General features: G+C 40.6%; 23 protein-coding genes. 10 read left to right on the top strand and 13 right to left on the bottom strand.

Annotation, left to right across the window (positions count from 1 at the left end):
- Positions 1 to 50: 50 nt before the first annotated feature.
- The 8 genes from G564_RS0100965 to G564_RS0100925 form a co-directional block, all read right to left on the bottom strand.
- Positions 51 to 1,445: a nucleotide sugar dehydrogenase gene (locus G564_RS0100965; protein WP_029036010.1), complete on the bottom strand. Its 1,395-nt coding sequence runs from the start codon at positions 1,443 to 1,445 to the stop codon at positions 51 to 53.
- 75 nt (positions 1,446 to 1,520) lie between these two features.
- The gene (locus G564_RS0100960; RefSeq protein ID WP_029036009.1) at positions 1,521 to 1,898 is read right to left on the bottom strand and encodes a four helix bundle protein; all 378 of its coding nucleotides are present in this window, start codon (positions 1,896 to 1,898) and stop codon (positions 1,521 to 1,523) included.
- 191 nt (positions 1,899 to 2,089) lie between these two features.
- Positions 2,090 to 3,421, bottom strand: a complete 1,332-nt coding sequence (locus tag G564_RS0100955; RefSeq protein ID WP_084625555.1) for a nucleotide sugar dehydrogenase — start codon at positions 3,419 to 3,421, stop codon at positions 2,090 to 2,092.
- A 221-nt stretch (positions 3,422 to 3,642) separates the two neighbouring features.
- Positions 3,643 to 4,017, bottom strand: a complete 375-nt coding sequence (locus G564_RS0100950) for a four helix bundle protein (protein WP_029036007.1) — start codon at positions 4,015 to 4,017, stop codon at positions 3,643 to 3,645.
- A gap of 5 nt (positions 4,018 to 4,022) precedes the next feature.
- A complete protein-coding gene (locus tag G564_RS0100945; protein WP_029036006.1) occupies positions 4,023 to 4,253 on the bottom strand; it encodes a hypothetical protein in 231 nt (76 codons plus the stop codon).
- Positions 4,254 to 4,266: 13 nt separating this feature from the next.
- Entirely contained in the window at positions 4,267 to 5,283 is a 1,017-nt protein-coding gene (locus G564_RS0100940) for an SDR family oxidoreductase (RefSeq protein ID WP_029036005.1), read from the bottom strand.
- The gene (locus tag G564_RS20855) at positions 5,273 to 5,548 is read right to left on the bottom strand and encodes a GIY-YIG nuclease family protein (RefSeq protein ID WP_029036004.1); all 276 of its coding nucleotides are present in this window, start codon (positions 5,546 to 5,548) and stop codon (positions 5,273 to 5,275) included. The genes G564_RS0100940 and G564_RS20855 overlap by 11 nt, the downstream gene beginning before the upstream one ends.
- A 218-nt stretch (positions 5,549 to 5,766) precedes the next feature.
- Complete coding sequence (locus tag G564_RS0100925; RefSeq protein WP_029036003.1) at positions 5,767 to 6,789, bottom strand: LacI family DNA-binding transcriptional regulator; 1,023 nt, start codon at positions 6,787 to 6,789, stop codon at positions 5,767 to 5,769.
- Between the two features lie 109 nt (positions 6,790 to 6,898).
- On the opposite strand from G564_RS0100925, the gene G564_RS20445 reads away from it, so the two are divergent.
- From G564_RS20445 to G564_RS0100895, 5 genes are all read left to right on the top strand, one after another.
- Complete coding sequence (locus G564_RS20445) at positions 6,899 to 7,042, top strand: hypothetical protein (protein WP_169578102.1); 144 nt, start codon at positions 6,899 to 6,901, stop codon at positions 7,040 to 7,042.
- A 90-nt stretch (positions 7,043 to 7,132) separates the two neighbouring features.
- Positions 7,133 to 7,456 carry a hypothetical protein gene (locus tag G564_RS0100915; RefSeq protein WP_029036002.1) on the top strand — a complete coding sequence of 108 codons (324 nt, stop codon included), beginning with the start codon at positions 7,133 to 7,135 and terminating at the stop codon, positions 7,454 to 7,456.
- Between the two features lie 73 nt (positions 7,457 to 7,529).
- Positions 7,530 to 8,021 (top strand): Dps family protein, encoded by a 492-nt coding sequence (locus G564_RS0100910; protein ID WP_029036001.1) that lies wholly within the window; start codon positions 7,530 to 7,532, stop codon positions 8,019 to 8,021.
- A gap of 5 nt (positions 8,022 to 8,026) precedes the next feature.
- Entirely contained in the window at positions 8,027 to 8,932 is a 906-nt protein-coding gene (locus G564_RS0100905; protein WP_029036000.1) for a mechanosensitive ion channel family protein, read from the top strand.
- Positions 8,933 to 9,476: 544 nt separating this feature from the next.
- A complete protein-coding gene (locus G564_RS0100895; protein ID WP_029035999.1) occupies positions 9,477 to 9,767 on the top strand; it encodes a GIY-YIG nuclease family protein in 291 nt (96 codons plus the stop codon).
- A gap of 1,073 nt (positions 9,768 to 10,840) precedes the next feature.
- Here the strand turns inward: G564_RS0100895 and G564_RS0100890 are convergent.
- Positions 10,841 to 14,563 (bottom strand): metallophosphoesterase, encoded by a 3,723-nt coding sequence (locus tag G564_RS0100890; RefSeq protein WP_029035998.1) that lies wholly within the window; start codon positions 14,561 to 14,563, stop codon positions 10,841 to 10,843.
- Positions 14,564 to 14,618: 55 nt separating this feature from the next.
- Here G564_RS0100890 and G564_RS0100885 point away from each other — a divergent pair, with 55 nt between their 5' ends.
- Entirely contained in the window at positions 14,619 to 15,809 is a 1,191-nt protein-coding gene (locus G564_RS0100885; RefSeq protein ID WP_029035997.1) for a Pycsar system effector family protein, read from the top strand.
- Here G564_RS0100885 and G564_RS0100880 read toward each other — a convergent pair.
- Positions 15,768 to 18,176, bottom strand: a complete 2,409-nt coding sequence (locus G564_RS0100880; protein WP_029035996.1) for a hypothetical protein — start codon at positions 18,174 to 18,176, stop codon at positions 15,768 to 15,770. The two genes, G564_RS0100885 and G564_RS0100880, sit on opposite strands and share 42 nt — an antisense overlap.
- A 123-nt stretch (positions 18,177 to 18,299) precedes the next feature.
- Between G564_RS0100880 and G564_RS0100875 the strand changes: the two genes are divergently transcribed.
- Positions 18,300 to 19,424, top strand: coding sequence for a TlpA disulfide reductase family protein (locus G564_RS0100875; protein ID WP_029035995.1), 1,125 nt, complete (start codon positions 18,300 to 18,302; stop codon positions 19,422 to 19,424).
- Positions 19,425 to 19,495: 71 nt separating this feature from the next.
- Here the strand turns inward: G564_RS0100875 and G564_RS0100870 are convergent, their stop codons facing one another.
- Both G564_RS0100870 and G564_RS0100865 read right to left on the bottom strand, forming a co-directional pair.
- Complete coding sequence (locus G564_RS0100870) at positions 19,496 to 20,170, bottom strand: SIMPL domain-containing protein (protein WP_029035994.1); 675 nt, start codon at positions 20,168 to 20,170, stop codon at positions 19,496 to 19,498.
- Between the two features lie 42 nt (positions 20,171 to 20,212).
- Complete coding sequence (locus G564_RS0100865; RefSeq protein ID WP_029035993.1) at positions 20,213 to 20,863, bottom strand: rhomboid family intramembrane serine protease; 651 nt, start codon at positions 20,861 to 20,863, stop codon at positions 20,213 to 20,215.
- Positions 20,864 to 20,916: 53 nt separating this feature from the next.
- Here G564_RS0100865 and G564_RS0100860 point away from each other — a divergent pair, with 53 nt between their 5' ends.
- Positions 20,917 to 21,828: a lysophospholipid acyltransferase family protein gene (locus tag G564_RS0100860; RefSeq protein ID WP_029035992.1), complete on the top strand. Its 912-nt coding sequence runs from the start codon at positions 20,917 to 20,919 to the stop codon at positions 21,826 to 21,828.
- On the opposite strand, the gene glmM is transcribed toward G564_RS0100860, so the two are convergent.
- Positions 21,815 to 23,206 (bottom strand): phosphoglucosamine mutase, encoded by a 1,392-nt coding sequence (gene glmM / locus G564_RS0100855; protein ID WP_029035991.1) that lies wholly within the window; start codon positions 23,204 to 23,206, stop codon positions 21,815 to 21,817. The two genes, G564_RS0100860 and glmM, sit on opposite strands and share 14 nt — an antisense overlap.
- A gap of 161 nt (positions 23,207 to 23,367) precedes the next feature.
- On the opposite strand from glmM, the gene G564_RS0100850 reads away from it, so the two are divergent.
- Positions 23,368 to 23,952: an acyl carrier protein phosphodiesterase gene (locus G564_RS0100850; RefSeq protein WP_029035990.1), complete on the top strand. Its 585-nt coding sequence runs from the start codon at positions 23,368 to 23,370 to the stop codon at positions 23,950 to 23,952.
- Positions 23,953 to 23,959: 7 nt separating this feature from the next.
- Positions 23,960 to 25,654, top strand: coding sequence for a gamma-glutamyltransferase (ggt, locus tag G564_RS0100845; protein WP_029035989.1), 1,695 nt, complete (start codon positions 23,960 to 23,962; stop codon positions 25,652 to 25,654).
- Positions 25,655 to 25,696 lie beyond the last annotated feature (42 nt).

Genomic DNA, 25,696 nt, shown 5'->3' with positions numbered 1-25,696 from the left:
TTTTCAATAAAAATCCGTGGAATCCGAAGTAAATCCGTGAAATCCAAAATTTAATTCCCTATAGCATAGAATTCGAAACCTATTTCTTTTTTAGTTTTCGGCTCCAGTAGCCTTCTCCCATCAAAAAGGAATGCCGGCTTCAACATCTGATCATATAGCTTTTGCCAATTCAGTTTTTTAAATTCATCCCATTCTGTAAGCACGGCAATGGCGTGTGCATCTTCACAAGCTTCATACGGAGAATTTACCACAGTAACAGCCTGCCGATTAGCATCCCCGCTTCGGCTTCCCAGGTAATCCAAATCAGAATAAATTTGTTCTTCTGTAACTTTTGGATCATACACCACGATCTCTGCCTGTTCGTTCAGCAGGTAATCAGCTACATATATCGCTGCCGACTCCCGGGTATCGTTGGTGTCCTTTTTAAAGGCCCAACCGAGTAAGGCAATTTTTTTACCGGCCACCGTATTGTACATCGTCTGCACCATATTGGCCGCAAAACGCCTTTTCTGATGATCATTCATGATGATCACCTGCTCCCAATAATCTGCCACCTCCTGAAGGTTGTAGGTTCTGGCGATGTACACCAGGTTTAGGATATCCTTTTGAAAACAGGAACCTCCAAAACCAACAGAAGCTTTCAAAAATTTTGGGCCTACCCTACTATCCATTCCGACAGCTTTAGCTACTTCATTTACATCGGCACCTGTCTTTTCACAGAGTTCCGAAATTGCATTAATTGAAGACACTCTCTGAGCCAGAAATGCGTTTGCAGTAAGTTTAGATAATTCTGAAGACCAGACATTGGTAGTCAGGATCTTCTCTTTTGGCACCCAGGAAGCATAAATATTCACCAGAGCATCCATCGCTTCTTGACCTTCTTTGGTATCCACATCACCACCAATTAATACCCTGTCCGGATTTCGGAGATCCTCAACCGCGGTACCTTCCGCAAGGAATTCCGGGTTGGAAAGGATCTGGTACTTTACTCCATTTCCGGTATTATCCAAAATATTCTTCAAAGCAGCTGCTGTTCTTACCGGAAGAGTGGATTTCTCAATAACAATTTTATCATTTTTAGCTACTGCCGCTATTTGTCGGGCGCAAAGCTCAATGTATTTCAAATCGGCAGCCATACCTTTCCCTATTCCGTATGTTTTAGTCGGAGTATTGACTGAAATGAAGATCATATCTGCCTCATCTATAGCTTTATCAACATCAGTTGAAAAGAAGAGATTTCGACCTCTCGTTTCCTCTACAATTTCTGAAAGCCCAGGTTCATAAATTGGAATTTTCTGCACATCAGGATCATTCCATTGCTTTATCCTCTTTTCATTAATGTCTACAACAGTAACTTTAACATTTGAACATTTCTGAGCGATTACTGCCATTGTTGGGCCTCCTACGTAACCGGCGCCGATGCAGCATATGTTTTTAATTTTCATTTTTTATAAGTTAATTGGTGAAATGGTTAATTGGTTAATTGGTTAATTGGATTGTCTCACAACTAATTTTTAGATTTAACCATTACTTTCATTCTGTTTTCTCAAATATTTAATATAACCATTCAACAACCTGATACAGGAGTCGGTAGTAGTTCTTATTTCATTTAAAATCTCATCATTTATATAATTCCAGGAATTAGCTTCAATAGCATGATCAAGCACCTCCGAAACTGAACCTCTTGCATTCAGGAGATATTTTATATTATCTTTAAAGTGGTACCTTCCCCATCCTTCTGCAATATTTGCAGTTGCTGAGCGGGAGGCTCTTAATAGTTGAGACCGCAAATCGAACTTTTCAGAATCCGGTAAAGCTATAAGAACTTTTTCTTTTATTAAAAGCTTCAACTCAAAACACTTTTTCCAGCACTCCAGTTTCTCGAAATTGTCAGCCATTGGTTGGGTTAATTGTTTAGTCTGTTAATTGGTTAATTGGTTAATTGGTTAATTGGAATATAATTTAAACTCATTTCAAGTCTCTAAAATATTTAAACAAAAATTTAAATAAATCAGCTTCCGATTAACTGATCACTAATTAACTAATCACTAATCACCAATTAACCAATCCCTAATTAACTAATCACCAGCTAAAGCTTCTTATCACACCTATCCCCCAACACTCCTTTTACATCATATATAACAGTCTGTCCGTTTTTGAACTGATCGAGGTCGAGGTCAAGGAATTCTTTGTGAGCAACAGTCAAAACAACTGCTTCAAATTTTTCGTTAGGCAATTCTTTTGTGGTGGTGAGGCCATATTCATGCTGAACTTCGTCCGGATCGGCTAATGGATCATAGATGGTCACATTTGTGCCGTATTCCTTCAAATTTTTTATAACATCTACCACTTTAGTGTTCCTTACATCAGGGCAATTCTCCTTAAAAGTTATTCCCAGTACCAGGATATTTGCTCCTTTTACCTTCTGATCATTCTGAAGCATTAGCTTCACAACTTCTGAAGCTACATATTGCCCCATGGAATCATTCATTCTTCTTCCCGCAAGAATAATTTCAGGATGGTAACCGATCTCCTGGGCTTTTTGTGCCAGGTAATACGGATCTACACCTATACAGTGTCCGCCAACCAATCCTGGTCTGAAGGGAAGGAAATTCCACTTTGTTCCGGCTGCTTCTAATACCGCCTGAGTATCGATCTCCATCATATTGAAGATCTTTGCCAGCTCATTCACAAAAGCTATATTAATATCACGTTGAGAGTTTTCTATAACTTTAGCGGCTTCTGCAACTTTAATTGTGGGTGCCAAATGCGTTCCGGCTGTAATTACAGATGCATACAAGTCATCCACTTTTCTACCTATTTCCGGAGTAGAACCCGCAGTGACCTTCAGGATCTTTTCTACCGTGTGCTCCTTGTCTCCCGGATTAATTCTCTCAGGAGAATAGCCTACAAAGAAATCTTCATTAAATTTCATTCCGCTGACCCTTTCCAGCACCGGAACACATTCATCTTCCGTTGCCCCAGGAAATACAGTGGACTCATAGATCACTATATCTCCTTTCTTGAGCACCTTCCCTACAGATTCGCTACTCTTGTACAGCGGAGTAAGGTCTGGCCGGTTATTTTTATCCACCGGAGTAGGTACGGTGATTACGTAATAATTACAGTCCCGGATATCATCAAGTTCTGCAGTACAGAAAAGACCATTCTCATTAGAAGGTGATTCCACCAGCACTTGCTGCAAAACATCATTCTCAACTTCCAGAGTAGTATCTTTTCCTTGCCTAAGTTCTCCAACTCTTCTTTTATTAATATCAAATCCTACAGTTGGATATTTTGTCGCGAATAATCTTGCCAGTGGTAAGCCCACATAACCCAAACCTACTACCGCTATTTTGGGAGTGGGGGACTTGGGGGCTTGGGGACCTGGGGAATTTTTATTGGTATTCGAAATATTCATTTTTATAAGTTTTATATTTTTTGTGCTGCTATTATTGCTTGTCCTACTGGAGGACTCCGGGACTCCGGGACTCGGGGACTTGGGGACTTGGGGACTTGGGGACTCAGGGGCTTGGGGACTCGGGGACTTAGGGATTTGGCATGGAAAAATCTCCTCTTCTCCTAGTCTCCCGGTCTCCTCTTCCCCTAGGCTCCTCTTCCCCTAGTCTCCTCGTCTCATTTTTAAAGTGTCCATTTATCCGGATTGATAATCATTGTGACTATCATACCGATGATGCTATTATATTTTGCAAATATAGCAGCATGTTCTTCTTCATTTATATAATTACAGGCCAAAGCATAGTCCAGCCATACCTGAGTTTCTGCTGCTTCACCTTCTGAATCTGATAGTTTGGCTACAAAAGCTTTTTCATATCTGCGCTTTCGCCAGGCTTCAGCCAAATTTCCAGAGACTGATCTCGAGGATCTTCTTATCTGATCTGTGAGGGAGTATGTTTCTTCTTTTGGAAATTTTTTCGACAACTCATAAACATTCATTCCGGCTTCAAAAGAAAGCTGGTAAACCCTAAGATCCTTATGTGTCTTTATCTTTTCCATATTTATTAAACTGCTTTAATCTCCCTCCCCTCTCTTTCTCCTTTTCTCCAAGTCCCCTTTTTTCCTAAGTCTCCTCTTCCCCCAGTCTCCTCTTCTCCAAAGTTTCTTTTTTCGTTTTGCCCCGCCCTGAAGGGAGCCGAAAAAAGTTGTGGAAAATTTTCATTCTCTCCCAGTCCCGAAGTCTCCTCTTTCCCAAGTCTCCCCATCTCCTCTTCCCCTAGTCTCCTCTTCTCCAAGCCTCCTCTTCCCCTAGTCTCCTCGTCCCAAGTTCTCCCAATACCACTCCACAGCCTCTTTCAAGCCTTCTTCAATCTTGTATTGCGGATCATATCCCAATAATTCTTTTGCTTTATCTACTGAAGCCAAAGAGTGCGGAATATCTCCAGCTCTATTCGGTCCATGCTTCACTTCGATATTAGCTATCTCAGGATCATATTCAGAAAGGTATTTTTTAAGGAGTTGAGTTAGTTCCTTGAGATTTGTTCTGTCCCCGACTGCTGTATTATATACCTGATTTAGTGCTTCCTTATTATCTGTGGTCAACGCCAGCAGATTCATCTGGATCACGTTATCTATATAGGTGAAGTCCCTGGAATAGGTCCCATCTCCGTTGATCACCGGACTCTCATGTTTCATGAACTGAATGACAAACTTCGGGATCACGGCAGCATAAGCGCCATGCGGATCCTGCTTTCTTCCGAAGACATTAAAATACCGTAAACCGATAGTATCTATACCATAAGTCTTATGAAAAATATCAGCATAAAGTTCGTTTACATATTTAGTAATGGCATAAGGTGAGAGCGGCTTTCCTATCTTATCTTCTACCTTTGGCAGTGCCTCAGAATCTCCGTAGGTCGAAGAACTGGCAGCATAGACAAAACGTTTTACGCCTTCCTCTTTTGCAGCAAACAGCATGTTCACAAAACCTGAAATATTCACCTCGTTACTTGTGATAGGATCATTGATAGATCGGGGAACAGAACCCAGCGCTGCCTGATGCAACACGTAATCCACTCCTTTTATAGCCTTTTTACAATCCTCCAGATTCCGGATGTCTCCTTCTATTAAAGTAAAATTGGGATTTTCTTCAATTGCGGAAAGGTTTTCTCTCTTACCTGTGGCAAAGTTGTCCAGGCAAACAACTTTAGCATCTATTTCAAGTAAGGTTTCACAAAGATTTGAACCAATAAACCCGGCCCCTCCAGTTACTAATACTCTTTTGTTACTTAACTTTTCTTTGAATTCTCTATAATTATCTTTCATCCTGACCTGTGAAATACGATTTGAGGCGATTCCCCAAATACATTTTTCCATAATGTGTTTTTAAATATTTTTCTCTTTTTAATGCGTCCTGTTGATCCAGACATCCTTCAAAATATACAAGTTTCAATGGTCGTCTGAATTTTGTAGAAGGAACATGACCATTCTGATGCGCCTCAAATCGTGATGACAAATCTGCCGTATAGCCAGTGTATTTTTTACCGTCAATCAGACTTTTTAGAACATATACAAAATAGAAACCTTCCATATTTGTCATCATTTCACGGGTTAAAACCTGCCCCTCCGGTCACTAATATCTTTTTATTCTTTAGGTCTTCCTGAAATTTTCTGAAATTATGTTCCATTCTTAATAATAAAAAGCTCAAGGTAAGAACCTCAAGCTTTCTGATTTATATAATTTTAATCTGATTCATTTATTACCGGACAAATATAAGAAGTCCGCTGCTGGATATTCCTAATTTACTCTTAAAGAACTTCGCTTTTGTTAAACTGTGTGGACTCCAGATGCACTACTTTGGTTTCAATAATATGTTTCTCCCGCGAGCCCGAATCTTTTTTATTTATCCTATTTATAAGGACCTCCATAGCCTTCTCTCCTATTTTATGCGGGGATTGATCTACATAACTCACTGATGGAGTAAGGTATTTTGCAAGTCCGCCGCGGATAAATCCGATAATTTTGACATCTTCGGGAATACGCAAACCATTTTCATAAGCGAGTCGGTAAGTAAGCATTGTGCTGTCAAAGTCGCTGCACAGAACAGCCTCCACTTTATCTTCCAGGAGCATTTTTAAGGTCTTCTCAGTAAGACTTTCCATATTGGCTGAATTAGCTATGTAAAAAGTCTGGGAATCCCCTAAAGCTTCCCTGTATCCATTGATCCGCGCTCTTCCCACACCCATGTGGTGAATAGAAGTTGCGATACCAACTTTGTTCACTCCTTTTTCAAGAAGGTCTTTGGTTGCTTCAAAAAATATTTTATGATCATCGATCCCCACCTTATCTACGGGCATATCAAAACCTATACGATCGTACAGTACTACCGGAATATCAAAATCAATGATATTTCTTATGTGCTCAAAATCCCCTTTCCGCTGAGTTTCTTCTGCAATGGCAATAAGAACGCCGTCAACATAACCCGAAGTGAGTAATTCAGTAATATGTTGCTCCTTTTCAAGATACTCATTGGAAATATAGGTAATTACCTGCAGGCCTTCCTTTTGTGCTTTTGCCTCCATGCCCGATAATACCTTGGCGAAAAATGAATTGGCAATATTAGGAATAATGACTCCTACAGTGCCACTCTTACTGCTTTTGAGATTAACCGCGGTAGGATTGGGACGGTATTTGTGCAGCGCAGCGAGTTCCTTCACCCGTTCAATAGTCTTAGGACTAATTTCGGGACTGTCATTAAGGGCTTTTGAGACAGTTGAGACGGATACATTAAGTAATTTGGCCAGCTCCTTAAGAGTAATTCTGCTTTTCATTTACATAGGGTGAAGGGTGAAATACAAATGTAAGAAAGACGGGGGAATTGGAGAGATTTTATCCTGTTTCTTGTTTAAATTTGTGTAAATTTTGAAGAAACCTGAAGAAATGAAATTTTTAAAGACTTACTGGTTCTATATTCTGGCGGCTTTAATTACTATAATTGGTTTGGTGACCGGCTGGTATTTTTTCTTTCTCCTGGTCCTTCCTCTTGGCGTGTTTTCCTTTGGAAAGAAAGACCGTGACAGGTAAGTGAGTTAAATAATTACTAAATCCCTGAAGCCATTTGCAAAGACGGGCCTGCAGCCGTAATTTAAACGGAAATGTTTAAACTACTACTAAATGAAACCAAAAGGCACTTTATCTGAGACCATTAACATGTTGAGACTCGAGGAAGGTTATGAAGAAGATTTCAACCTGCTGGATGAGCAGCTTGAACTTAAATCAAAGAAGGAAAAATTCGATATCAATGAGTTTACAGTTGATGAAGTCTATAGATTTGAAGGTCCCTCCAATCCTTCAGATAATGCAATTCTCTATGCCATAACAACTTCTAACGGGAGAAGAGGTGTACTTGTAGATGGTTACGGATATTCCAGCGGACAAATTTCTGATGAGATGATGAAGAAGCTGAACCTAAAGCGCAACCGCCCCACTTCAGAATAAGTGAGAACATTTTGCTTTTTCTTTAAGCTATTGTATATTTGAATAGTAATTTTAAAACCAATAAATAAAAGTTATGAGCTACTTAGGTTTAGACGCCAAAAAGACGTCAAATACTGTACAGGAATTGAATATACTACTTGCCGATTATCATCTGTACTACCAGAAATTAAGGAACTACCACTGGAATGTTATAGGCAAGAACTTCTTTGATCTTCACGAAAAATTTGAAGAGCTCTATGATGATGCAAAGATCAAAGTTGATGAAATAGCTGAAAGGATCTTAACCCTGCGTTACCAGCCTACCAGCAATTTGAGTGAATATCTGGAAAAATCCAATCTTAAGGAATCCAAATCTGATCTTTCAGATTCAAAGATGATCGAAAACCTGCTTTCAGATCATGGTACTATCCTTAAACAAATGCGAAAGGTCGTTGAAGTTGCCGAAAAAGGAGGCGATGAAGGAACTATTGACCTCATCGGGGCTTACATTAGAGAGCTTGAAAAAACAAGTTGGATGCTGGATGCATGGAAGATGAAAACTTCTGAACAACACAAGCCGGTCTAAAGTAAATGTCCGATGAATTTAATATAAATGATTCCATAGAAGGGGTCTGGGAAAAGTTAGGCGAATGGCTGGATTCATTGATCCTGGGTTTGCCTAACTTTCTTTTGGCCTTTATTGTATTTATTCTTTTCCTGCTGGGCGCCAAATATATTGGTAAGATCCTGAGAAAGGTCCTGAGGTTCAAGGTAAAGCAGGATTCGATAAGAGAGATCACCATCAAGATCGTAAAGGTAGTTATTGTGGCCATTGGCTTCTTTGTAGCTCTTGGTCTTCTCAATCTTGATAAAGTTCTCACTTCTGTTCTTGCAGGTGCCGGGGTTGTTGGTCTGGCCATTGGTCTCGCCCTGCAAGGCACTCTGAATAATACCTTTTCGGGTATCCTGCTGAGTTTCCTTCCCGAAATCCAGATTGGCGACTGGATAGAAAATAACGGGTATGCAGGCCGGGTGGTAGAAATCAACCTACGAAGCATAGTGATAAGAGAAGCAGATAATAACTATGTGGTTATTCCGAATTCCCAGGTCATTGACGCACCATTTAAAAACTTTTCCCGCACCTCAAGGTCCAGGGTAATGGTGAACTGCGGGGTATCTTATAATTCCGATCTGGAATTTGTAAAAGAGCTGACTTTAAAAACTATTTCTAAAGTTTATCCTCAACGAGGGAATGAGGAGGTGGAATTCATGTATACCGAATTTGGTGACAGCTCAATTAATTTTGTAGTGAGATTCTGGACACAGGTTACTTCCAACCGGGATATTTTAATAGCGCAAAGCGCGGCTATTATTGCCATCAAGAAAATCTACGACCAAAACAATATCAATATCCCATTCCCAATTCGTACACTGGAATTCAATAATAAACTCAATATTGAAAAACCCTCTGCAGAACAGGATGAGGAAAAGGAGTGATAAGGTTAGATGCTGAAACAAGCCTGCCTGCCGATAGGCAGGTTCAGCATGACGGGAGTTGAAAAATCGCATCTTGAATTTATTTCAGGTTCTCTTTTACTTTTCTCTCTTCAAATGGATGCTGAACCAAGCCTGCCTATCGGCAGGCAGGTTCAGCATGACGGTAGGTAAATATCCGTCACACTGAATTTATTTCAGGGTCTCTTTTATTCTCTTCTGAAATAGATCCTGAAACAAGCCTGCCTATCGGCAGGCAGGTTCAGCATGACGTAGGGAATAAGTGCATCACCCCAAACTCATGAAACACGTTCAGCAAGACGGAACAAAAAACCCGTCACACTTAATTTGCGAACCGTCACCCTGAATTCATTTCAGGGTCTCGTTCAACTGCTGTCTTCAAATGATGCCGAGACATAGATGCTGAAACAGGTTCAGCATGACGGAACCAGAAAACCCGTCACCCTGAATTCATTTCAGGGTCTCCTTTGAGAAAAACCGTCACCCTGAATTTATTTCAGGGTCTATTTCTTATTTTTATTTTACAATGAAATTGAGTTATGTCTACATACTATCAAATAAGAAGAGATCACTAACCTATATTGGTGTGACATCAAATCTGTACAACAGGGTAGTTGAGCATAAATCGGGAAAAGGATCGGTTTTTACAGCAAAGTATCATCTCACTATGCTCCTTTATTTTGAAGAATTTACTTCAATAGACCAGGCAATAGCAAGAGAAAAACAATTAAAGAACTGGCATAAGCAATGGAAGTGGAATCTCATTAAGGAGTTGAACCCCGAATTGGAAGACCTGTTCGACAAGTTGCGGCCTTAAAATTTATTTTCAGGGTCTACTTTACTCTTCTCTCTTCAAATGGAGGTGGAAACATAGATGCTGAAACAAGCCTGCCTGCCGCTAGGCAGGTTCAGCATGATGGAACCAAAAAATAGTCACCCTGAAATTGCGAACCGTCACCCTGAATTTATTTCAGGGGTCTCCTTTACTCTTCTCAAATAGATGTTGAAAAATAGATGCTGAAACAAGTTCAGCATGACGGAAGTTGAAAATCGGTCACACTTAATTTGCGAACCGTCACCCTGAATTCATTTCAGGGTCTCTTTTATTCTCTTCTACTTATGGATGCTGAAACAAGGCTGCCTGCGGTAGGCAGGTTCAGCATGACGGAACCAGAAAACCCACTACTGATTTGGAGGACACCGTCACCCTGAATTTATTTCAGGGTCTATTTCACTCTACTCTCTTCAAATTAAGGCTGAAACTATTTCAGCATAACGAAAAATGAAGGCCGTCACCCTGAATCCATTTCAGGGTCCCCTTTGAGAAAACCTGTTACCCTAAATTCGTTTCAGGGTCTCCTTCACCCTACTCACCTATAACAGATGGTGAAACAAGCCTGCCTGCCGGTAGGCAGGTTCAGCATGACGGAACCAAAAACTAGTCACCCTGAATTTCGAACCGTCACCCTGAATTTATTTCAGGGTCTCCTTTACTCTTCTCAAATAGATGTTGAAAAATAGATGCTGAAACAAGTTCAGCATGACGGAACCAAAAACTAGTCACCCTGAAATTGCGAACCGTCACCCTGAATTTATTTCAGGGTCTCGTTCAACTGCAGTCTTCAAATGATGCCGAGACATAGATGCTGAAACAAGTTCAGCATGACGGAAGCAAAAAATTCATCACCCTGAATTCATTTCAGGGTCTTCTATACTCCACTGTCTTCAAATGAATGCTTGATATAAGTTTGGAATGACGGAGGTCCATAACCGTCACCCTGAATTTATTTCAGGGTCTCCTATACTCCACTCTCTTCAAGTGAAAGCTGATATAAGTTTGGAATTACGAAAGGGAGAAATCGTCACCCCTTCGAATTCCGAATTAACGGATTAAAAATTCACTCCAATACTAAAACTGAATCTTGTTTTGGTTCCGCCGGTAAATAGATTGAACTTTCCCGAGATCGCATCTGCCCCGGTGATCCAGAAGCCTCCACCGTAGCTGTCATGCCAAAGATTACTGTCTTCTCCATCCAGCCAAACCCGACCTACATCATATCCCGCAAAAATTCCAATTTGTATAGGAACAAAGGCAGTTTTAAATTGATCAAAACTGTAGCGCAGATCATTGCCCCAGACAAAGGCACTCTCCCCGGAAAATCTTTCTTCCCTGTATCCCCGCAGGTGTTCGGCTCCACCCAGTGTTGCGGCCTGATAAAATTCAAAGTCGTCACCAAATAGAATTTCTGCATTGATCCGCGAATTCACCACCAGTTTTCTACTTCTGATTATGGCCCTGTAAAATCCTAAATAAGGTGACAGGTATGCGTAAAGATTCTCAGGTTCTCCTGTGTTCACTTTACCTCCTCCAATGAGCTCAAACTTCATCCCGTTGGTTGGGTTAAGCACATCGTCATAGCTCTCATAACGGAAAATTCCCTCCAGACCTGCAAAATATTGTCTTTCAAAGAAGTTGGTGTCCTCCATAAATTCGGCCGAAAGGAAACGGTCCTCGTTTTCTTCGATCTGTACTCCTTCAAAGGACGCAGCAAGTTTATAATAGCGACCAAAAGGTGATTTTTTTACCACTCCAGCCTCTCCGCCAATCCTGCTAATACGCACCCGATTAAAATCTTTTCCAAGTTCTTCTTCAGGATTGACAGTTTCATTACCCATTCCAAAGAAGTTACGGGTGTAACTTGGATTGGTAAAATGTCCTCCCAAAAGCAAATTATAATTGCCTACCACATTGGCAAATTCGCCCTGGTAGCGCAGATCGAAACTCTGGGTGGCAAAATAATATCCGGCTCTAAATCTGTGCTGCGCCGTAAAAGGATTTCTGCGGAAACCGTATTTAGTGAATGAAGTACTTAATCCTACCTGAAAGCCATCGTCAGGATTATAACCTACAGCCGGTAAAATAGCACTATTGGAATATATCTTTCTGTCTTTATCAAATACATTTACTTCATAGTTATCTGTAAAATTAATATCTCCGCCGTCATTTTGTTCTATGGTATTCGGCAGGCTTTTATGATCATATACCTTCACTTTTTTACCATTTTTGATCCTGTAGATATCGTTGTTCTGCCCCCCTATTATTCTCACCAGAATAGAAGATGAAGCCTCTCCAAACACTTCAAAGATATCATCATCGTCCAGGCCGTAGATCCATAATTCTTTTGTGAATTCAGGTTCATATATCCTGTTGCTCACCAGGTCTGCCTTTTCGCCACCTTTGATCCTGAAGATCGTAACCCGGGTTTTTCCTTCAGGCAATCTTTCTATCTCTATATGGTCATCCTTATCTGTACCGGAGATAACACCTATCTTAGCAAAATAATTGTAGTATCTTTCCGCAAGATCCACAAGATTATTCCTTCTTGCTTTCAGGTTCCTTTTTATTTTCTCAGTAGATTCTCCAATAGTTTCTTCAGGAAGATTCTGAAAAGCTTCCTCGATCACCTCATCTGTTATTTGCTTCTGAAGGAATTTTGCCTGCTCCAGCCACTCTTCTCTGCCTTCATTCTGAATAAGACTGCGGTCCAGGCCTACAGCTGCCGAATTGAACCATTTAATATCTTTAATATTCTCGTCATACACTGCAAATTGATTTGCAAAGCCGGTTAATCCGCGGAGGGTATTAAAAAAAGCTCCGTCAAAATTAGAGAAGACCTGGTCCCGGTCCCGAGGTATTGGCCGGAAAGTATGATTACCTTCTTCATCTTCAAATTCGGCCCATCTCCATTGATCCTCGTGCCTGTCCCAGTCTCCCACCAGCATATCAAATAACCGGGCTCTCATATACGCCGATTCATCAAGTTTATATTTTTCATCCCTCCGCAATCTTTCAAAAACTCCCGAAGTACTTTCAATATCGTGATTGGGACTTCCGAAAGATTCGTAACCTACCCAGTCTCCCTCGGGCCTTTCCACGATCATATAGAGTTCGTCACCATACTCCCTGTTATACTGCCCCAGAGCCTTCTGTTTGGGAACATAAAATAGCTGCGGATTTGTATGATTAATCCCCGCTGCTTTGGAAAGAGCAGGTATTGCCAAAAAAGCATATGGGTGAGCTGAAGTGTAAAAGTCCCTGACAATATCCTCCGCAAGGGTACTTTCGAATTTTGTCTCTACAGGCGTATCTTTATAGGCCACAGTTTGTAAAAACTGTACTGCACTTTTTTCGAGAGCCCGCATATTGTAATCCCGGCCTTCACGGTCTTTCAATCTGATAGACCTGGTTTGGTGCCCTCCTCCTGCTCTCACTACCTCCAGGCCTCCATACAAGGTATCCAGCACCGCTACGGGAGCTTCTACTTTTGTCCCATAGAGGTCTCTGTATCTGTCTCCCCAAATACTTTCATATACAGTAGAGACTGTGGTGTCGCGCGGCTCATAAACAGATGCGTAAACAGTCCGGGGGAAAGAGGTGGCTAAGGTATCCAGGTTCACAGGTTCCGGCGCCTTTATTGCTTCTTTTTGATATAAAAGTTTAGGTCGGCTATTTTCACTACCATAGAAGCTTACCCAGGATGAACCATCTTCAAAAACATCAAGAGCAGCAAATCCCTGCCCGGAGTATGCAAATAATCCATCGTTACGCAGGCCAACGTAAGAGGCCTTTGAAGCAGAACCTGATACTACCTGTTTAATGTGATCGTGTTCGATATATTGAAGCGAGTGATCATGACCAGATACGAAAATGATATTCCCCCACCTGCTGGCAATGGTCTCAATGCGTTTACGCATTCCCTTATAGCGTTCGTTCTGGGTATCTGTACTGGTTACACCTCCCGTTGTACGGATGAAATTAGCCAATGTACCCAGTAATGGAAGTGGAAGCTTCCTTTGTGTAGGAAAAATATGATCATTTAAACTGAATTTCCCTCCATGTAATCCATTAGTGTAAAGTGGATGATGAATAACGAAAACTACCGTTTTCGTTTGATTCTTCTTAAGTTCATTATCTATTTCCTGGAAAAAAGCTTCCCGGGTTTTAATGTCAGGACAATCACTGTTAATTTTAGGGTGCTCATCCCAGTCTTCTAAAAACCATTGGGATTCTGCCACTATTACCTGGATGTTCTCGGTTACTTCAAAGGAAGCCAGCCCACAACCGGGTTCGGGATAAAAAACGTCATCTCTTTCAAGTTTTTTCTTTAAATAATCTGCCTGTCTCTGCAGCCCAACCAAACCTTCTCCATACCAATCATGATTCCCGGGGATAAAAAAGAGATTTCCGTCATAATTCTCCACGGCATCTATTTGTGCATCCAAACGATATTCCCCAATTTCCCTTTCGGGATGACCCTCGGGCACCAGACCCACCGGATAGATATTATCTCCAAGGAATACGGTATAGTTTCCTACCTGCTTAACCGAATCTATATAGGTCTTAAAAGCCAAAAGAGCCTCTGAGGAACCACCCGGAGGAGAATAACCTCCGTCTCCCAGAAAATAAAAAGATTTCTCAATGGGTTTTTCCTGAGGATATCCAAAATTGTCTTTGGGTTCATCTTTGGCGTAGTAGAGTTGATTTAAATGCGGAGAACAGCCCGAAAATCCTATGATTATTACCAGTGTTAGAAATATGTTATTTTTTTTCATACAAAATTATTGGGGGGATTTTTTTGTAATTTGGTTCGAACCTAACTTCAATTGAATGACACCCCTTATAGAGAAAGCAGAAAGTTTTGTACAGGAACTATTCAGCAGAAAACTACCAAACACCTTCATTTATCATAATTTAAAGCACACTCAAAGGGTAGTTAAAAGTACTAAAGAATTAATTGAAAAGTCTGAAATTCCTGTTAAACAGGAGGAGGCACTACTACTCGCTGCCTGGCTTCATGACACAGGATACACCGAAAAGTATATGGGTCATGAGGAAGAAAGTGTGGAAATAGCTGAAGCCTGGTTAAAGGAAAATGACGCAGATAAAGAACTTATTGAAACAGTATCCCGCCTCATAATGGCCACCAGGATGCAGGCGAATCCCGAAGACGAGCTTGAGGAGATCATTAAAGATGCCGACACCTCGCATCTCGCAAAAGATTATTTCGAGGAAACCAGCGAATTTCTCCGTCAGGAGTTAAAGCTTGAAAAGATCAAAAATTTTAATCACCAGGAATGGATTGATCAGAATATCGAACTTTTTACAGAACGCCATCAGTATTACACTCCTTTCGCTATAGAGAACTGGAAGGAACAAAAAGATAAAAATCTTTTTGAATTATTGGAAAAGGAAAGAAAGGCCAAAAAGAAGTTAGCTAAAGAAGAAGCCAAAGCCAGACTTAAAGTAAAGTACAAAGATAAAAGTCCCGACAGGGGAATACAGACGCTGTTCAGGGTGACCATGCGGAATCACCTTAAGCTTAGTGATATCGCCGACACCAAAGCAAACATCCTGCTATCAGTAAATGCCATAGTGATTTCTTTGGCAATTGCAAACCTGATTCCCGATCTCACTGCTCCTTCAGACGCAGGAACCACTGTGATGATCCCAACCTTTATATTAATGATCTTTAGTGTAGCCTCAATCATAGGAGCTATTATGTCAACACGACCCAATGTGACCTCTGGAGAATTTACCAGGGAACAAGTGAAGAACGGAGAGGTCAATGTGCTTTTCTTTGGTAATTTTCACCGTATGCCCTATGAACAATTCGAATGGGCTATGCATGAGATCCTGAATAACCAGACCGATGTTTACGAATCTCTGATGAAAGATCTGTATATGCTTGGGGTAGTACTTAACAGAAAATATTATCTCCTAAGAATTACCTACACCATTTTTATGATAGGGATAATTTTAACCGTTCTTAGTTTTATTGTCACTTATTATATGGTCTAGGACTTTTTCAAGATCATCGTATGTGAAGATCTCTTCCTCATGATCTTGTCCTTCTAGGTGGTACAGCACTTCCACCCTTATGGCCTTTAAACCTATTACTCCCTGCACATCTTCAAGTTCTAACATTTCCACATTTCCACCCAGATATTTCTTTGACTGCAGGTATTTGATATAACGCAAATATTCACGTTCATCACTCCTGTTAGAATATACAATGGCTATTTTCCCTTTTTGAGTGATCCTCTCTTCAGAACCTTTGACACTAGCCTTATCTATTCTCTTTTTGATGATCTCGTAACGGGCATTATAGGTGCCGTCGACATCAAACTTCTTTTCATCCATTCTGTATCGGATGGATAAAGTAGTGTTATAAACCAAAATCAGGGAGGCTGCTTCCAGTTTCAGTGGCATATTCTCCTGTATCTGGTAAAAACGATTCTCCATTTCGCACATGGTACTCAGTTGCCAAAGCCGAAGGTTAAAAAGGTAAACCTTATCAAAAGGTTTTATTTTATTATTGGTTAAAGATGCTCCTATATAAATATTGTGTTCAACCCCATCTGTCTTGTATCTCTCAAAATAATGAGGATAGATCTTCTGGGCATCTACTTGTTTGCGGTCGATATAGCGAGCCATGGTGCGGTTGATCTGTTGGACAGCCTCATCATAATTCTTACGATGATTGTAGATGATACCGGTTTCAGAATTTATCTTCTTCTGATATTCTTCTACCTTTTCCTTAAGATGTGGAGTTTGCTTCTCAATATGAGCCATGACAGGGGCAATTTCCCGCTGCAGGAGATTAAATATTTTCTGTTCACTTGAAGCATTTAAACTATCTGAAAATTCTTCTTCAAATTCTTTAATTCTGAATTTTACCTGTTCGTAGATATCCAGATTCTCAATTTCTTCTGCTTCACAAACAATCGTCTTGATAGCCTCCAGCTGGTCGAGCAGATCTTTTTGAATAGCTTCATTTCTTGCTTCAGAAGAGGCTACAATATCAATTTCCCCATAAAGAGGGAAAATATCTTCAAAGGTAATGTCCTTAAAAGAGGCCAGACCATCTTCATCAAGATCCCTGATGAACTTACGGGCTTCTTTTTCAAAGATCCACAGCACACTCGGGTGTATCGAAGTACATTCACTCTGGATCACTGCTTTTACCCTGTTCTCAAACTCAGATTTACTTCTTTCTACTGCTGTAACTATGTACGGCAGAATGTCTTCCAGTTTTGTGGCATTGACACTATTCAGTTCATTTTTGCTGAAGGACACTAACTCCAGAAGCCCAAGCAGATTACCGTTTTTAGCAATAGGAGCAATAATGGCACTTTTAGCCCCTGCTTTCTCCAAAGAAGCCGCAAGGTGATTTTCAGATGAGTCCCTGACGAATTTTTCAACATCGGGTATGCTGAAATAATGGTATTCGTTCACAAGCTTCTGGTAAGCATCTTCATCAAGAGCGGCCCTGCAATCGAGATCTTTCTTACTACCCAGCAGGTAACTCGGCGCCCTGTTGCTCATCATCCGCTCAAAGGTTGATTCCTGTTCATTATACATGGTAAAGCCTATTTTGACCTCCGGGATCTTATAAATAGATCGAAAGATTTCTTCGAATTTTTCAATTTCTTCCTTTCCTGATGCATTTCGTTGAAGTAGTGTTGTTTTCAAATTTGATATTGCATCATCAACAGTAACATCTGTAAGAGAGATGATAGTGAAACCTCTGAAGATCCAGGATCTGGGAGGAAATTTTTCTTTCCAGAGAGCAATGTCTTCAATGTTCTGAATTAACTCATCAACATCTTTACCTGTTATCTCATGATAGCCATCCCCGGGTTCTACTTCTACAAAATCTGAATTCAGGTCGATCCGGTAATGTCTCTGAATTCCATTCGTATCGGGAATATCATAATATAATGGTCTGGAAAAATCGATGTCATAGCCGTAATAGGTATTCAGAATAAGAATACACCCATAAATATAATCCAGGTCTTCATTAAGATTTCTCATCGATAAAGAAAACTCCTCCCCTGCACAGTTAAGGATTTCCCGGAACTTACTGGTAGAATTGAAGATCAGGCTGTGAAAAGGAACCGAGATTGCCTTTATTTGAGTTTCTGAAAGTATTTCCGGAAAAAGGTCTTTCATTAAAATCCGGATTGGATCTTTTAGCCTGATCAATTCCTCGGTATTTTCAATCCCTTGTATTAAGGCAGGGAAAGTAGAAATATATTCAAGCATTTTTTCAATGTACTCCCTGGAAATATTGCTGCTTTCGGTCTCTAATTGCTTTTGGTATTGCTCGATGATCTTATGAAAGCTTATCCTGATATCGAGGGGGAATTCTTTTTGCTGCTTCATATTCTAAAATTAATTTATTTTAATGCCGGGCTTTCGCCTCTGCTTCATATTAACATTATTTTATCTATTATTCAGGCATAGATGAACGAGGTTGTTTATTTTTGTCGAAAATGTAAATATATTATGCGTAAATTTTTAATAATTGGTTTAATTGCTCTGTTTGCTTCCTGTGAAGCTGACAAAGACCAGGGTTACTCTATAAGCGGAACAGTAAAAAATGGCCGTGACGGTCAAAAAGTATTTATTTCTGAATTGAACGAGAGTAATACTCAGACGGTGCCGGTTGATACAGCCACCATTACCAATGGAACTTTTGAACTGGATCTTCCTGAAAAAGAAGCTCCCGCTATTGCTTTTCTAAGCATAGAAGGAGCAAGAGGAAATGTCGTTTATATTGCTGATAATACTCCTATGGCTTTTGAGATCTATCCCGATAGTATGTTCGCCTCAAATGTGACTGGTGGCAGGGACAATGAAGTTCTGTACGGTTATCTCAACGAATTAAGAAAAACGAATAAAAAGCTCATCACAGCGAGAGACGCAATGAGAGATGCATATAATGCACAGGATACAGCTACTCTTGACAGTCTGGATACTGCTCAACAGGGAATTGTTGATATCGACAAAGAGAATAAGAGGGAGCTGGTTCAGAACAATCCGAATTCTATAGTTGCTCTAATGATCCTGCAGGACATGATCAATACGCAGGCTTTCTCTGCATCGGAATTAAATTCTCTGTTCGACAATTTAGCCCCCGAACTTAAGAACTCTGCTTTAGGTAAAAATATAAAGACCAGCCTGGATAGAATGAGTAAATCGGCCATTGGAAGCATGGCACCGAATTTTACTGCACCTACTCCTTCGGGAGAGCAGCTAACTCTTAAAGATGTATTAGGAAAAGTAACACTTGTTGATTTCTGGGCCGCCTGGTGCCGCCCGTGCAGGGTTGAAAATCCAAACATCGTGGAAGTCTACAAAAAATACCATGATAAAGGTTTTAATATTGTGCAGGTTTCTCTTGACCGGCCGGGCCAGAAAGATAAATGGATCCAGGCTATTGAAGACGACAATCTCGACGAATGGCATCACGTTTCTCACCTTATGTTCTGGCAGGATCCCGTGGCTGCAGAATATGGAGTACGTGCTATCCCTGCAGCTTTTCTTTTAGATGAACAGGGAAAAATAATTGCTAAAGATCTTAGAGGCCCAGCACTGGGAGAAAAAGTAGGAGAAATTCTGGATAAATAATTTCGAAAATATTCAATTGTAAAAAGGGCTTTTCAGCCCTTTTTTTTATTCGATTTCTCCTGTAAATAAAATTATAACAGCAGAAAAGACACATCTACTTTTACCCTGATCTCCATTTCTCCGGGAGCTATTGTTTCCTGTTCAGAACTGTCTTGTTTCATCTCCATGACGCGGTATACAGGCTGGTAGCCATCTGTTTGTATTTCGTTTATACTCACAGCTTTCCCTATTTGTTGCCCAAGAGCTTCTGCATATTCTTTCGCCTTTAACTGCGCATCCTGCATAGCTTTTCTTCTTGCTTCCGCCTGTAGCTGTTCCTTTTTGGAAGTCTGAAACTCAATCCCGTCAATTCTATTGAGCCCCGCATTCAGGAGTCCGCTCATGATCATTTCATACTTTTTAAGATCCCTGAGCTGAATGGAAATAGCCTGATTAGCGGAATAAGAGGTATCCTTTGAATTGTAATGATACTCCTTGTTTAATCTTATGTATTCCGTCTGAATATCCTTTGCTGCAATACCTTGAGCCTTTAAATATTTTATCACCCGGTTTACAACCTCATCGTTCTGCTTCTTTACCTCTGCAGCGGGTTTCCCCGTATGTTCAATTCTGGAATTGATCACTACCCTGTCCGGTTCTATATTTACAGTACCTGTACCTACGACAGTTACCCTGGGCTCCTGAGTTTCCTGGGAATAAGATAAGGCCCCCATGAACATAGCCAGCAATAAAAGATATTTTTTCATGTTTTGGATTTTAAAAAGCAAAATTCAATTTCAGTGCCAATGTCAGATTTTCCCCGCTTTTTGTAGGAAAAAAAGGAGAACGATGGGAATAGCAAGAAGAATTACCATAACTAGACTGGTAGTGAAAATTTCCGGCACAAGAATTAAAGTCAAAATATAACCTCCTACAGCCCCACCAAAATGAGCATCATGTCCTATATTTCCAATCCTGTTTTTCATTCCGTATATAGAATACAACATATAGCCTATACCAAAAATGTAAGCCGGTATGGGAATAGGAATGAAAAATAAATACAGACTCATATCAGGATACAGAAGAATGGCTGCATAAATAATTCCTGAAACTGCACCACTGGCCCCCACGGCATTATAATGAGGTTCATCTTTATGAAAGTAATAGGACAGAAGATTCCCCAGCAAAAGACTGGCTATATAAATTAATAAGAACGCAATGCTGCCAAGCGAGGCAATTACTACATCTGCAAAGAAATAAAGGGTTAACATATTTAAAAAAAGATGCCCCGTATCGACATGTAAAAAACCGGAGGATAAAATTCTGAGCTTCTCTCCTCTTTTGACGGCGGCAGTATTGAATTTATATTTTTCAAAGAAGCTGCGGTCTTTAAAGCCTTTCATCGAAATGATCACATTGGCAGCAATTATAAGAATGGTCACCAGGTTTAAATCTCCCATACACGCTTAATTTTGGCCCAAATATACCATATATTTGCCGAAATTACTTTTCAATGCAGCGTTTAGTCTTTTTGCTGACTTACCCTTTTTTATGGCTGATCTCTATACTTCCTTTCAGGCTTTTTTACCTGTTTTCGGATCTGGTTTATTTCATTGTATTCTACATCGCCGGCTACAGAAAAAAGACTGTAAAGGATAATTTGAAATTAGTTTTTCCCGACAAGAGTGAAGCTGAAATAAATAGAATAAGAAAAGACTTCTACAAACACATGGTGGACATGTTCCTGGAAATGGTGAAAAGTATATCCATTTCCAACGAAGAACTTAAAAGGAGATTCACCTTTTCGAATGTGGAAGAAATTCAAAAAATAAGAGAGATGGACAAAAGCATTCTCCTGGCCTGCGGACATTATGCAAGCTATGAGTGGATGAATGCGCTTCAGCTTTATGGACTCGACTACAGAGGCTTCGGAATTTATAAGAAGGTGAAAAATCGCTTTTTTGACAAGTTAGCTAAAGATATAAGAGGTAGATATGATGGCGTACTTATCCCGACTACCAAGGCCACCAAAACTATCGCCGCCAATGAACACGCCGGAATCCGCGGAGTTTATGCCATGGTAGCAGATCAATCTCCAAAACTAGATCGTGCAAAGGCCTGGACAGAATTTATGGGAATAACAGTTCCGGTTTTTACTGGTACAGAAAATCTTTCCCGATCCCTCAATATGGCAGTAGTTTACCTGCATGTCGAAAAAGTAAAAAGAGGCCATTACAAAGCCTCTTTTAAAACCCTTACCTATCATCCTGCACAAGAAGAAGATTTCTACATCACCCGCAGATATTTCGAGGAACTGGAGTCACAAATTAAAAAAGCACCTCAATATTACCTGTGGACCCATAAAAGATGGAAACACAGGAATGTTCCCATTCCAAAAGATGCAGTAGTGATTAAGAGAGACTAGCGATCTCCTTTATTTCACCAATCATCTTCTGCGCTACTTCATCTGCCTTTTCCTGGCTTCCGGCTTCGGTATAGATCCTTATGATAGGTTCTGTATTTGACTTTCTTAAATGTACCCAATGATTAGGAAAATCAATTTTCACCCCGTCAATTGTGGAAACTTCCTCCCCTGAATATTTCTGCTCAACCTGTCGCAGGATCTCATCCACATCCAGTTCAGGAGTCAGTTCTATTTTATTTTTACTCATAAAATAGGAAGGATAGGATTTCCGAAGTTCAGAAACCTTCATTTGTTTTTCTGCCAAAAAGCTCAAAAATAAAGCAACTCCTACCAGGCTGTCTCTCCCGTAGTGAAGCTCCGGATAAATGATCCCGCCGTTTCCTTCACCACCTATTACAGCATCATTCTTTTTCATCAATTCCACCACATTTACTTCTCCTACTGCACTGGCTTCATACTTGCCGCCATGTTTTTCTGTGATGTCCCTTAAAGCGCGGGATGAAGACAAATTACTAACTGTATTTCCCGGAGTTTTACTCAGCACATAATCGGCACAGGCCACCAGCGTATACTCTTCTCCAAACATTTCCCCGTCCTCACTAATAAAAGCAAGTCGGTCAACGTCAGGATCCACTACAATTCCGAAGTCTGCTTTCTCTCTTTGAACAAGATCACTTATTTCATGAAGATGCTCTTTTAAAGGTTCGGGGTTATGCGGAAAGTGGCCTGTAGGTTCACAATATAATTCGATGACCTTCACACCAAGTCTTTTCAGCAACTTTGGGATCGCGATACCACCTGTAGAATTTACACCGTCAACGGCAACAGTAAATCCTGCTTCAGCAATTTTTTTAGCATCCACCAGCGGAAGCATCACCACCTCTTCGATATGGGTATCTATATAATGATCTACCTTTACTATACTTCCAAGATCATCAACTTCAGCAAAGTCAAAATCTGCTTTTTCTGCCATTTCCAGGATCTCTGCACCTTCGGCACTATTCAGGAATTCTCCTTTTTCATTTAGCAGCTTAAGGGCATTCCATTGTTTCGGGTTATGGCTTGCAGTGAGGATGATCCCCCCGTCTGCCTTTTCCATAGGAACTGCAACCTCAACAGTAGGAGTTGTGGAAAGGTCGAGATCAATAACATCAATTCCCAATCCTACCAAAGTGTTCATGACCAATTGTTGGATCATTGGTCCCGAGATACGTGCATCACGGCCAACCACCACCTTCAATTGTTTTTTATCACGGCTGTTTTTCAACCAGCTGCCATAGGAGGCCGCAAATTTTACTGCATCAATAGGGGTGAGATTTTCTGAAGGCTGTCCTCCTATAGTTCCGCGTATTCCGGATATTGATTTAATAAGGGTCATAAAGTATTTTCTAAAGGTTTGTCAAAGATGTCATTTTTGGGACCTCTTTTTCCTGACGGAATTCTTCCCCAGTAAAATGAGATGCGACAAAGATACAGTCCTTCTGAAGCAGTCCCAAACCTTAACAAAAATTAAACACTCAATATGTTAACTTAGCCTGCATGAATTTTCTTGCGCATATATATCTCTCCGGAAAAAATGAGGAGCTCATCCTTGGAAATTTTATAGCCGATTCTATCAAAGGAAAAAAATACCTGAAATATTCCCCGGGGGTACAAAAGGGCATTCTGTTGCATCGAAGGATTGATCATTTTACAGATACCCATCCTATTGTGAAGAAGAGTGCTTCGAAACTCCACAAAAACTACAGTCATTACAGCGGGGTCATTGTGGACATCTTTTATGACCATTTTCTGGCCTCTCAATGGCATCAGTTTTCTGAAATTCCATTGGAAAATTTCGTTGCCGACTTCTATAAACTTCTTCAAAGGAATTTTGAACTCTTACCCGCTCCTATACAAAATTTCCTACCCTATATGGTCGCAGAGAACTGGCTTCTGAGTTACGCTTCTATTGAAGGGATAAGCAGGATCCTTTACCAAATGAACATTCGAACCAGGAATATAGTTCAAATGGACAGGGCGCATATTGACCTCAGGGAGCATTACGATGAATTTAAACTGGAGTTTGCTGCATTCTTCCCGCAGTTGCAAGAGTATTCCAGTGAAAAAATCAAAACCCTCTAAATCTTCTATGAAAATATTCTCATTGCTTGGCATCCTATTTTTAGTGGTTTCCTGTAAAACAGCTACCGAAGTTCCCAAGGCAGAGTCAAGAGGTGTAATTGCAGAGAATGCAATGGTAGTCTCCGCACGAAAAGAAGCCTCTCAAATTGGATTGGAAATCATCAAAAAAGGAGGAAATGCCTTCGATGCCATGATGGCTACAGAAATGGCTTTGGCCGTTTGCTATCCATTTGCCGGAAATCTCGGCGGGGGTGGATTCCTGGTCTACAGGCTTAATTCGGGTGAAACAGGAACTCTGGACTTTCGTGAAAAAGCTCCAATGGCAGCAACGAAAGAAATGTTCCTTGACGAAACAGGAAAAGCAGTACCGGAAAGGAGCCAAAAAGGCGGACTTGCAGTGGGTGTTCCCGGAACAGTTGCAGGTGTTTTCGCTGCACATGAAAAATTCGGTAAACTACCGGTGAGTGAAATTCTTGAGCCGGTAATTGCCCTGGCAGAACAAGGCTTTGAGGTAACTGAAAATCAGGCACGTACTCTTAATTATCACCGTGAGGTTATGCTGGAGGTTAACGCAGACAGTATTCTCTTCACTAAAAATTTTAAAGCAGGAGATACCATTAAAAATCCCGCACTTGCCAGAACTCTAAGCAGGCTTGCCAAAAATGGCAAAAATGAATTTTATTTAGGAGAAACCGCCGATATATTATCTGATTTTTTGCTAAAAAATAAAGGATTAATTAATAAGAATGATCTTGCTGCCTACAAAGCACATTGGAGAGATCCTATCATATTTAACTATAAGGATATTAGGATCATTTCCATGGGACCGCCGTCCAGTGGGGGAATCGTAATGGCACAAATTTTTAAAATGATCGAGACATATCCCATCTCAGGATATGGACATAACAGTTTAAAATATATCCAGGTAATTACTGAAGCAGAAAAAAGAGCCTATGCCGATAGAAGCAAATTTCTCGGAGATCCCGATTTTGTGGAAATCCCCACTTTTATCCTCACAAGTGTGGAATATCTACACAGGCGCATGGAAAACTTTAGTTTTGATGCTGCCACCCCATCTGCAAAAATTTCTCCGGGAGTTGTTCCGGGTTTTGAGGCAGATGAAACCACTCATTATTCCATAGTAGATACAGAAGGAAATGCAGTCGCAGTCACAACTACTTTAAATGGCGCCTATGGTTCTAAACTCTATGTGGAAGAGCTGGGATTCTTTTTAAATAATGAAATGGACGATTTTAGCGCGAAACCGGGAGCCCCCAATATGTTTGGGCTCATTGGAGGTGAAGCCAATGCAGTAGCACCGGAAAAGAGAATGCTGAGTTCCATGACCCCCACGATTGTGGAAAGAGACGGGCAATTCCTCATGTCCCTGGGCTCTCCGGGAGGATCAACTATAATTACTTCTGTTTTGCAAACCATTCTGAATGTGGTAGAACACGATATGACCATGCAGGAGGCCGTTAACGCAGCGCGTTTTCATCATCAATGGCTTCCTGATGTAATTGTGTTTGAACCCGGGGCTTTTGATCCTGTCTTGCTGGAGGAACTAAGACAAAAAGGTTATGAGGTAAATGAGAGGAATTCCCGGATATTGGGCAAAGTAGACGCTGTCCTAAAGCTCCCAAATGGCATTTTGGAAGGCGGTGCCGACCGGCGTGGAGACAATACTGCCGTTGGTTTTTAGGTATAAAAAAACCCGGCAAAGCCGGGTTTATAATTTTATTTC

Source organism: Salinimicrobium xinjiangense DSM 19287, assembly GCF_000423585.1.
GTDB classification, from domain to species: Bacteria; Bacteroidota; Bacteroidia; order Flavobacteriales; family Flavobacteriaceae; genus Salinimicrobium; species Salinimicrobium xinjiangense.
This window is presented reverse-complemented; position numbering and strand designations above follow the sequence as displayed.

Excerpts from the sequence above, each read along its gene's own strand:
- G564_RS0100965 (WP_029036010.1), bottom strand. The coding sequence starts at position 1,445 with ATGAAAATTAAAAACATATGCTGCATCGGCGCCGGTTACGTAGGAGGC.
- G564_RS0100960 (WP_029036009.1), bottom strand. The coding sequence starts at position 1,898 with ATGGCTGACAATTTCGAGAAACTGGAGTGCTGGAAAAAGTGTTTTGAG.
- G564_RS0100955 (WP_084625555.1), bottom strand. The coding sequence starts at position 3,421 with ATGAATATTTCGAATACCAATAAAAATTCCCCAGGTCCCCAAGCCCCC.
- G564_RS0100950 (WP_029036007.1), bottom strand. The coding sequence starts at position 4,017 with ATGGAAAAGATAAAGACACATAAGGATCTTAGGGTTTACCAGCTTTCT.
- G564_RS0100940 (WP_029036005.1), bottom strand. The coding sequence starts at position 5,283 with ATGAAAGATAATTATAGAGAATTCAAAGAAAAGTTAAGTAACAAAAGA.
- G564_RS20855 (WP_029036004.1), bottom strand. The coding sequence starts at position 5,548 with ATGGAAGGTTTCTATTTTGTATATGTTCTAAAAAGTCTGATTGACGGT.
- G564_RS0100925 (WP_029036003.1), bottom strand. The coding sequence starts at position 6,789 with ATGAAAAGCAGAATTACTCTTAAGGAGCTGGCCAAATTACTTAATGTA.
- G564_RS20445 (WP_169578102.1), top strand. The coding sequence starts at position 6,899 with ATGAAATTTTTAAAGACTTACTGGTTCTATATTCTGGCGGCTTTAATT.
- G564_RS0100915 (WP_029036002.1), top strand. The coding sequence starts at position 7,133 with ATGAAACCAAAAGGCACTTTATCTGAGACCATTAACATGTTGAGACTC.
- G564_RS0100910 (WP_029036001.1), top strand. The coding sequence starts at position 7,530 with ATGAGCTACTTAGGTTTAGACGCCAAAAAGACGTCAAATACTGTACAG.
- G564_RS0100905 (WP_029036000.1), top strand. The coding sequence starts at position 8,027 with ATGTCCGATGAATTTAATATAAATGATTCCATAGAAGGGGTCTGGGAA.
- G564_RS0100895 (WP_029035999.1), top strand. The coding sequence starts at position 9,477 with ATGAAATTGAGTTATGTCTACATACTATCAAATAAGAAGAGATCACTA.
- G564_RS0100890 (WP_029035998.1), bottom strand. The coding sequence starts at position 14,563 with ATGAAAAAAAATAACATATTTCTAACACTGGTAATAATCATAGGATTT.
- G564_RS0100885 (WP_029035997.1), top strand. The coding sequence starts at position 14,619 with ATGACACCCCTTATAGAGAAAGCAGAAAGTTTTGTACAGGAACTATTC.
- G564_RS0100880 (WP_029035996.1), bottom strand. The coding sequence starts at position 18,176 with ATGAAGCAGCAAAAAGAATTCCCCCTCGATATCAGGATAAGCTTTCAT.
- G564_RS0100875 (WP_029035995.1), top strand. The coding sequence starts at position 18,300 with ATGCGTAAATTTTTAATAATTGGTTTAATTGCTCTGTTTGCTTCCTGT.
- G564_RS0100870 (WP_029035994.1), bottom strand. The coding sequence starts at position 20,170 with ATGAAAAAATATCTTTTATTGCTGGCTATGTTCATGGGGGCCTTATCT.
- G564_RS0100865 (WP_029035993.1), bottom strand. The coding sequence starts at position 20,863 with ATGGGAGATTTAAACCTGGTGACCATTCTTATAATTGCTGCCAATGTG.
- G564_RS0100860 (WP_029035992.1), top strand. The coding sequence starts at position 20,917 with ATGCAGCGTTTAGTCTTTTTGCTGACTTACCCTTTTTTATGGCTGATC.
- glmM (WP_029035991.1), bottom strand. The coding sequence starts at position 23,206 with ATGACCCTTATTAAATCAATATCCGGAATACGCGGAACTATAGGAGGA.
- G564_RS0100850 (WP_029035990.1), top strand. The coding sequence starts at position 23,368 with ATGAATTTTCTTGCGCATATATATCTCTCCGGAAAAAATGAGGAGCTC.
- ggt (WP_029035989.1), top strand. The coding sequence starts at position 23,960 with ATGAAAATATTCTCATTGCTTGGCATCCTATTTTTAGTGGTTTCCTGT.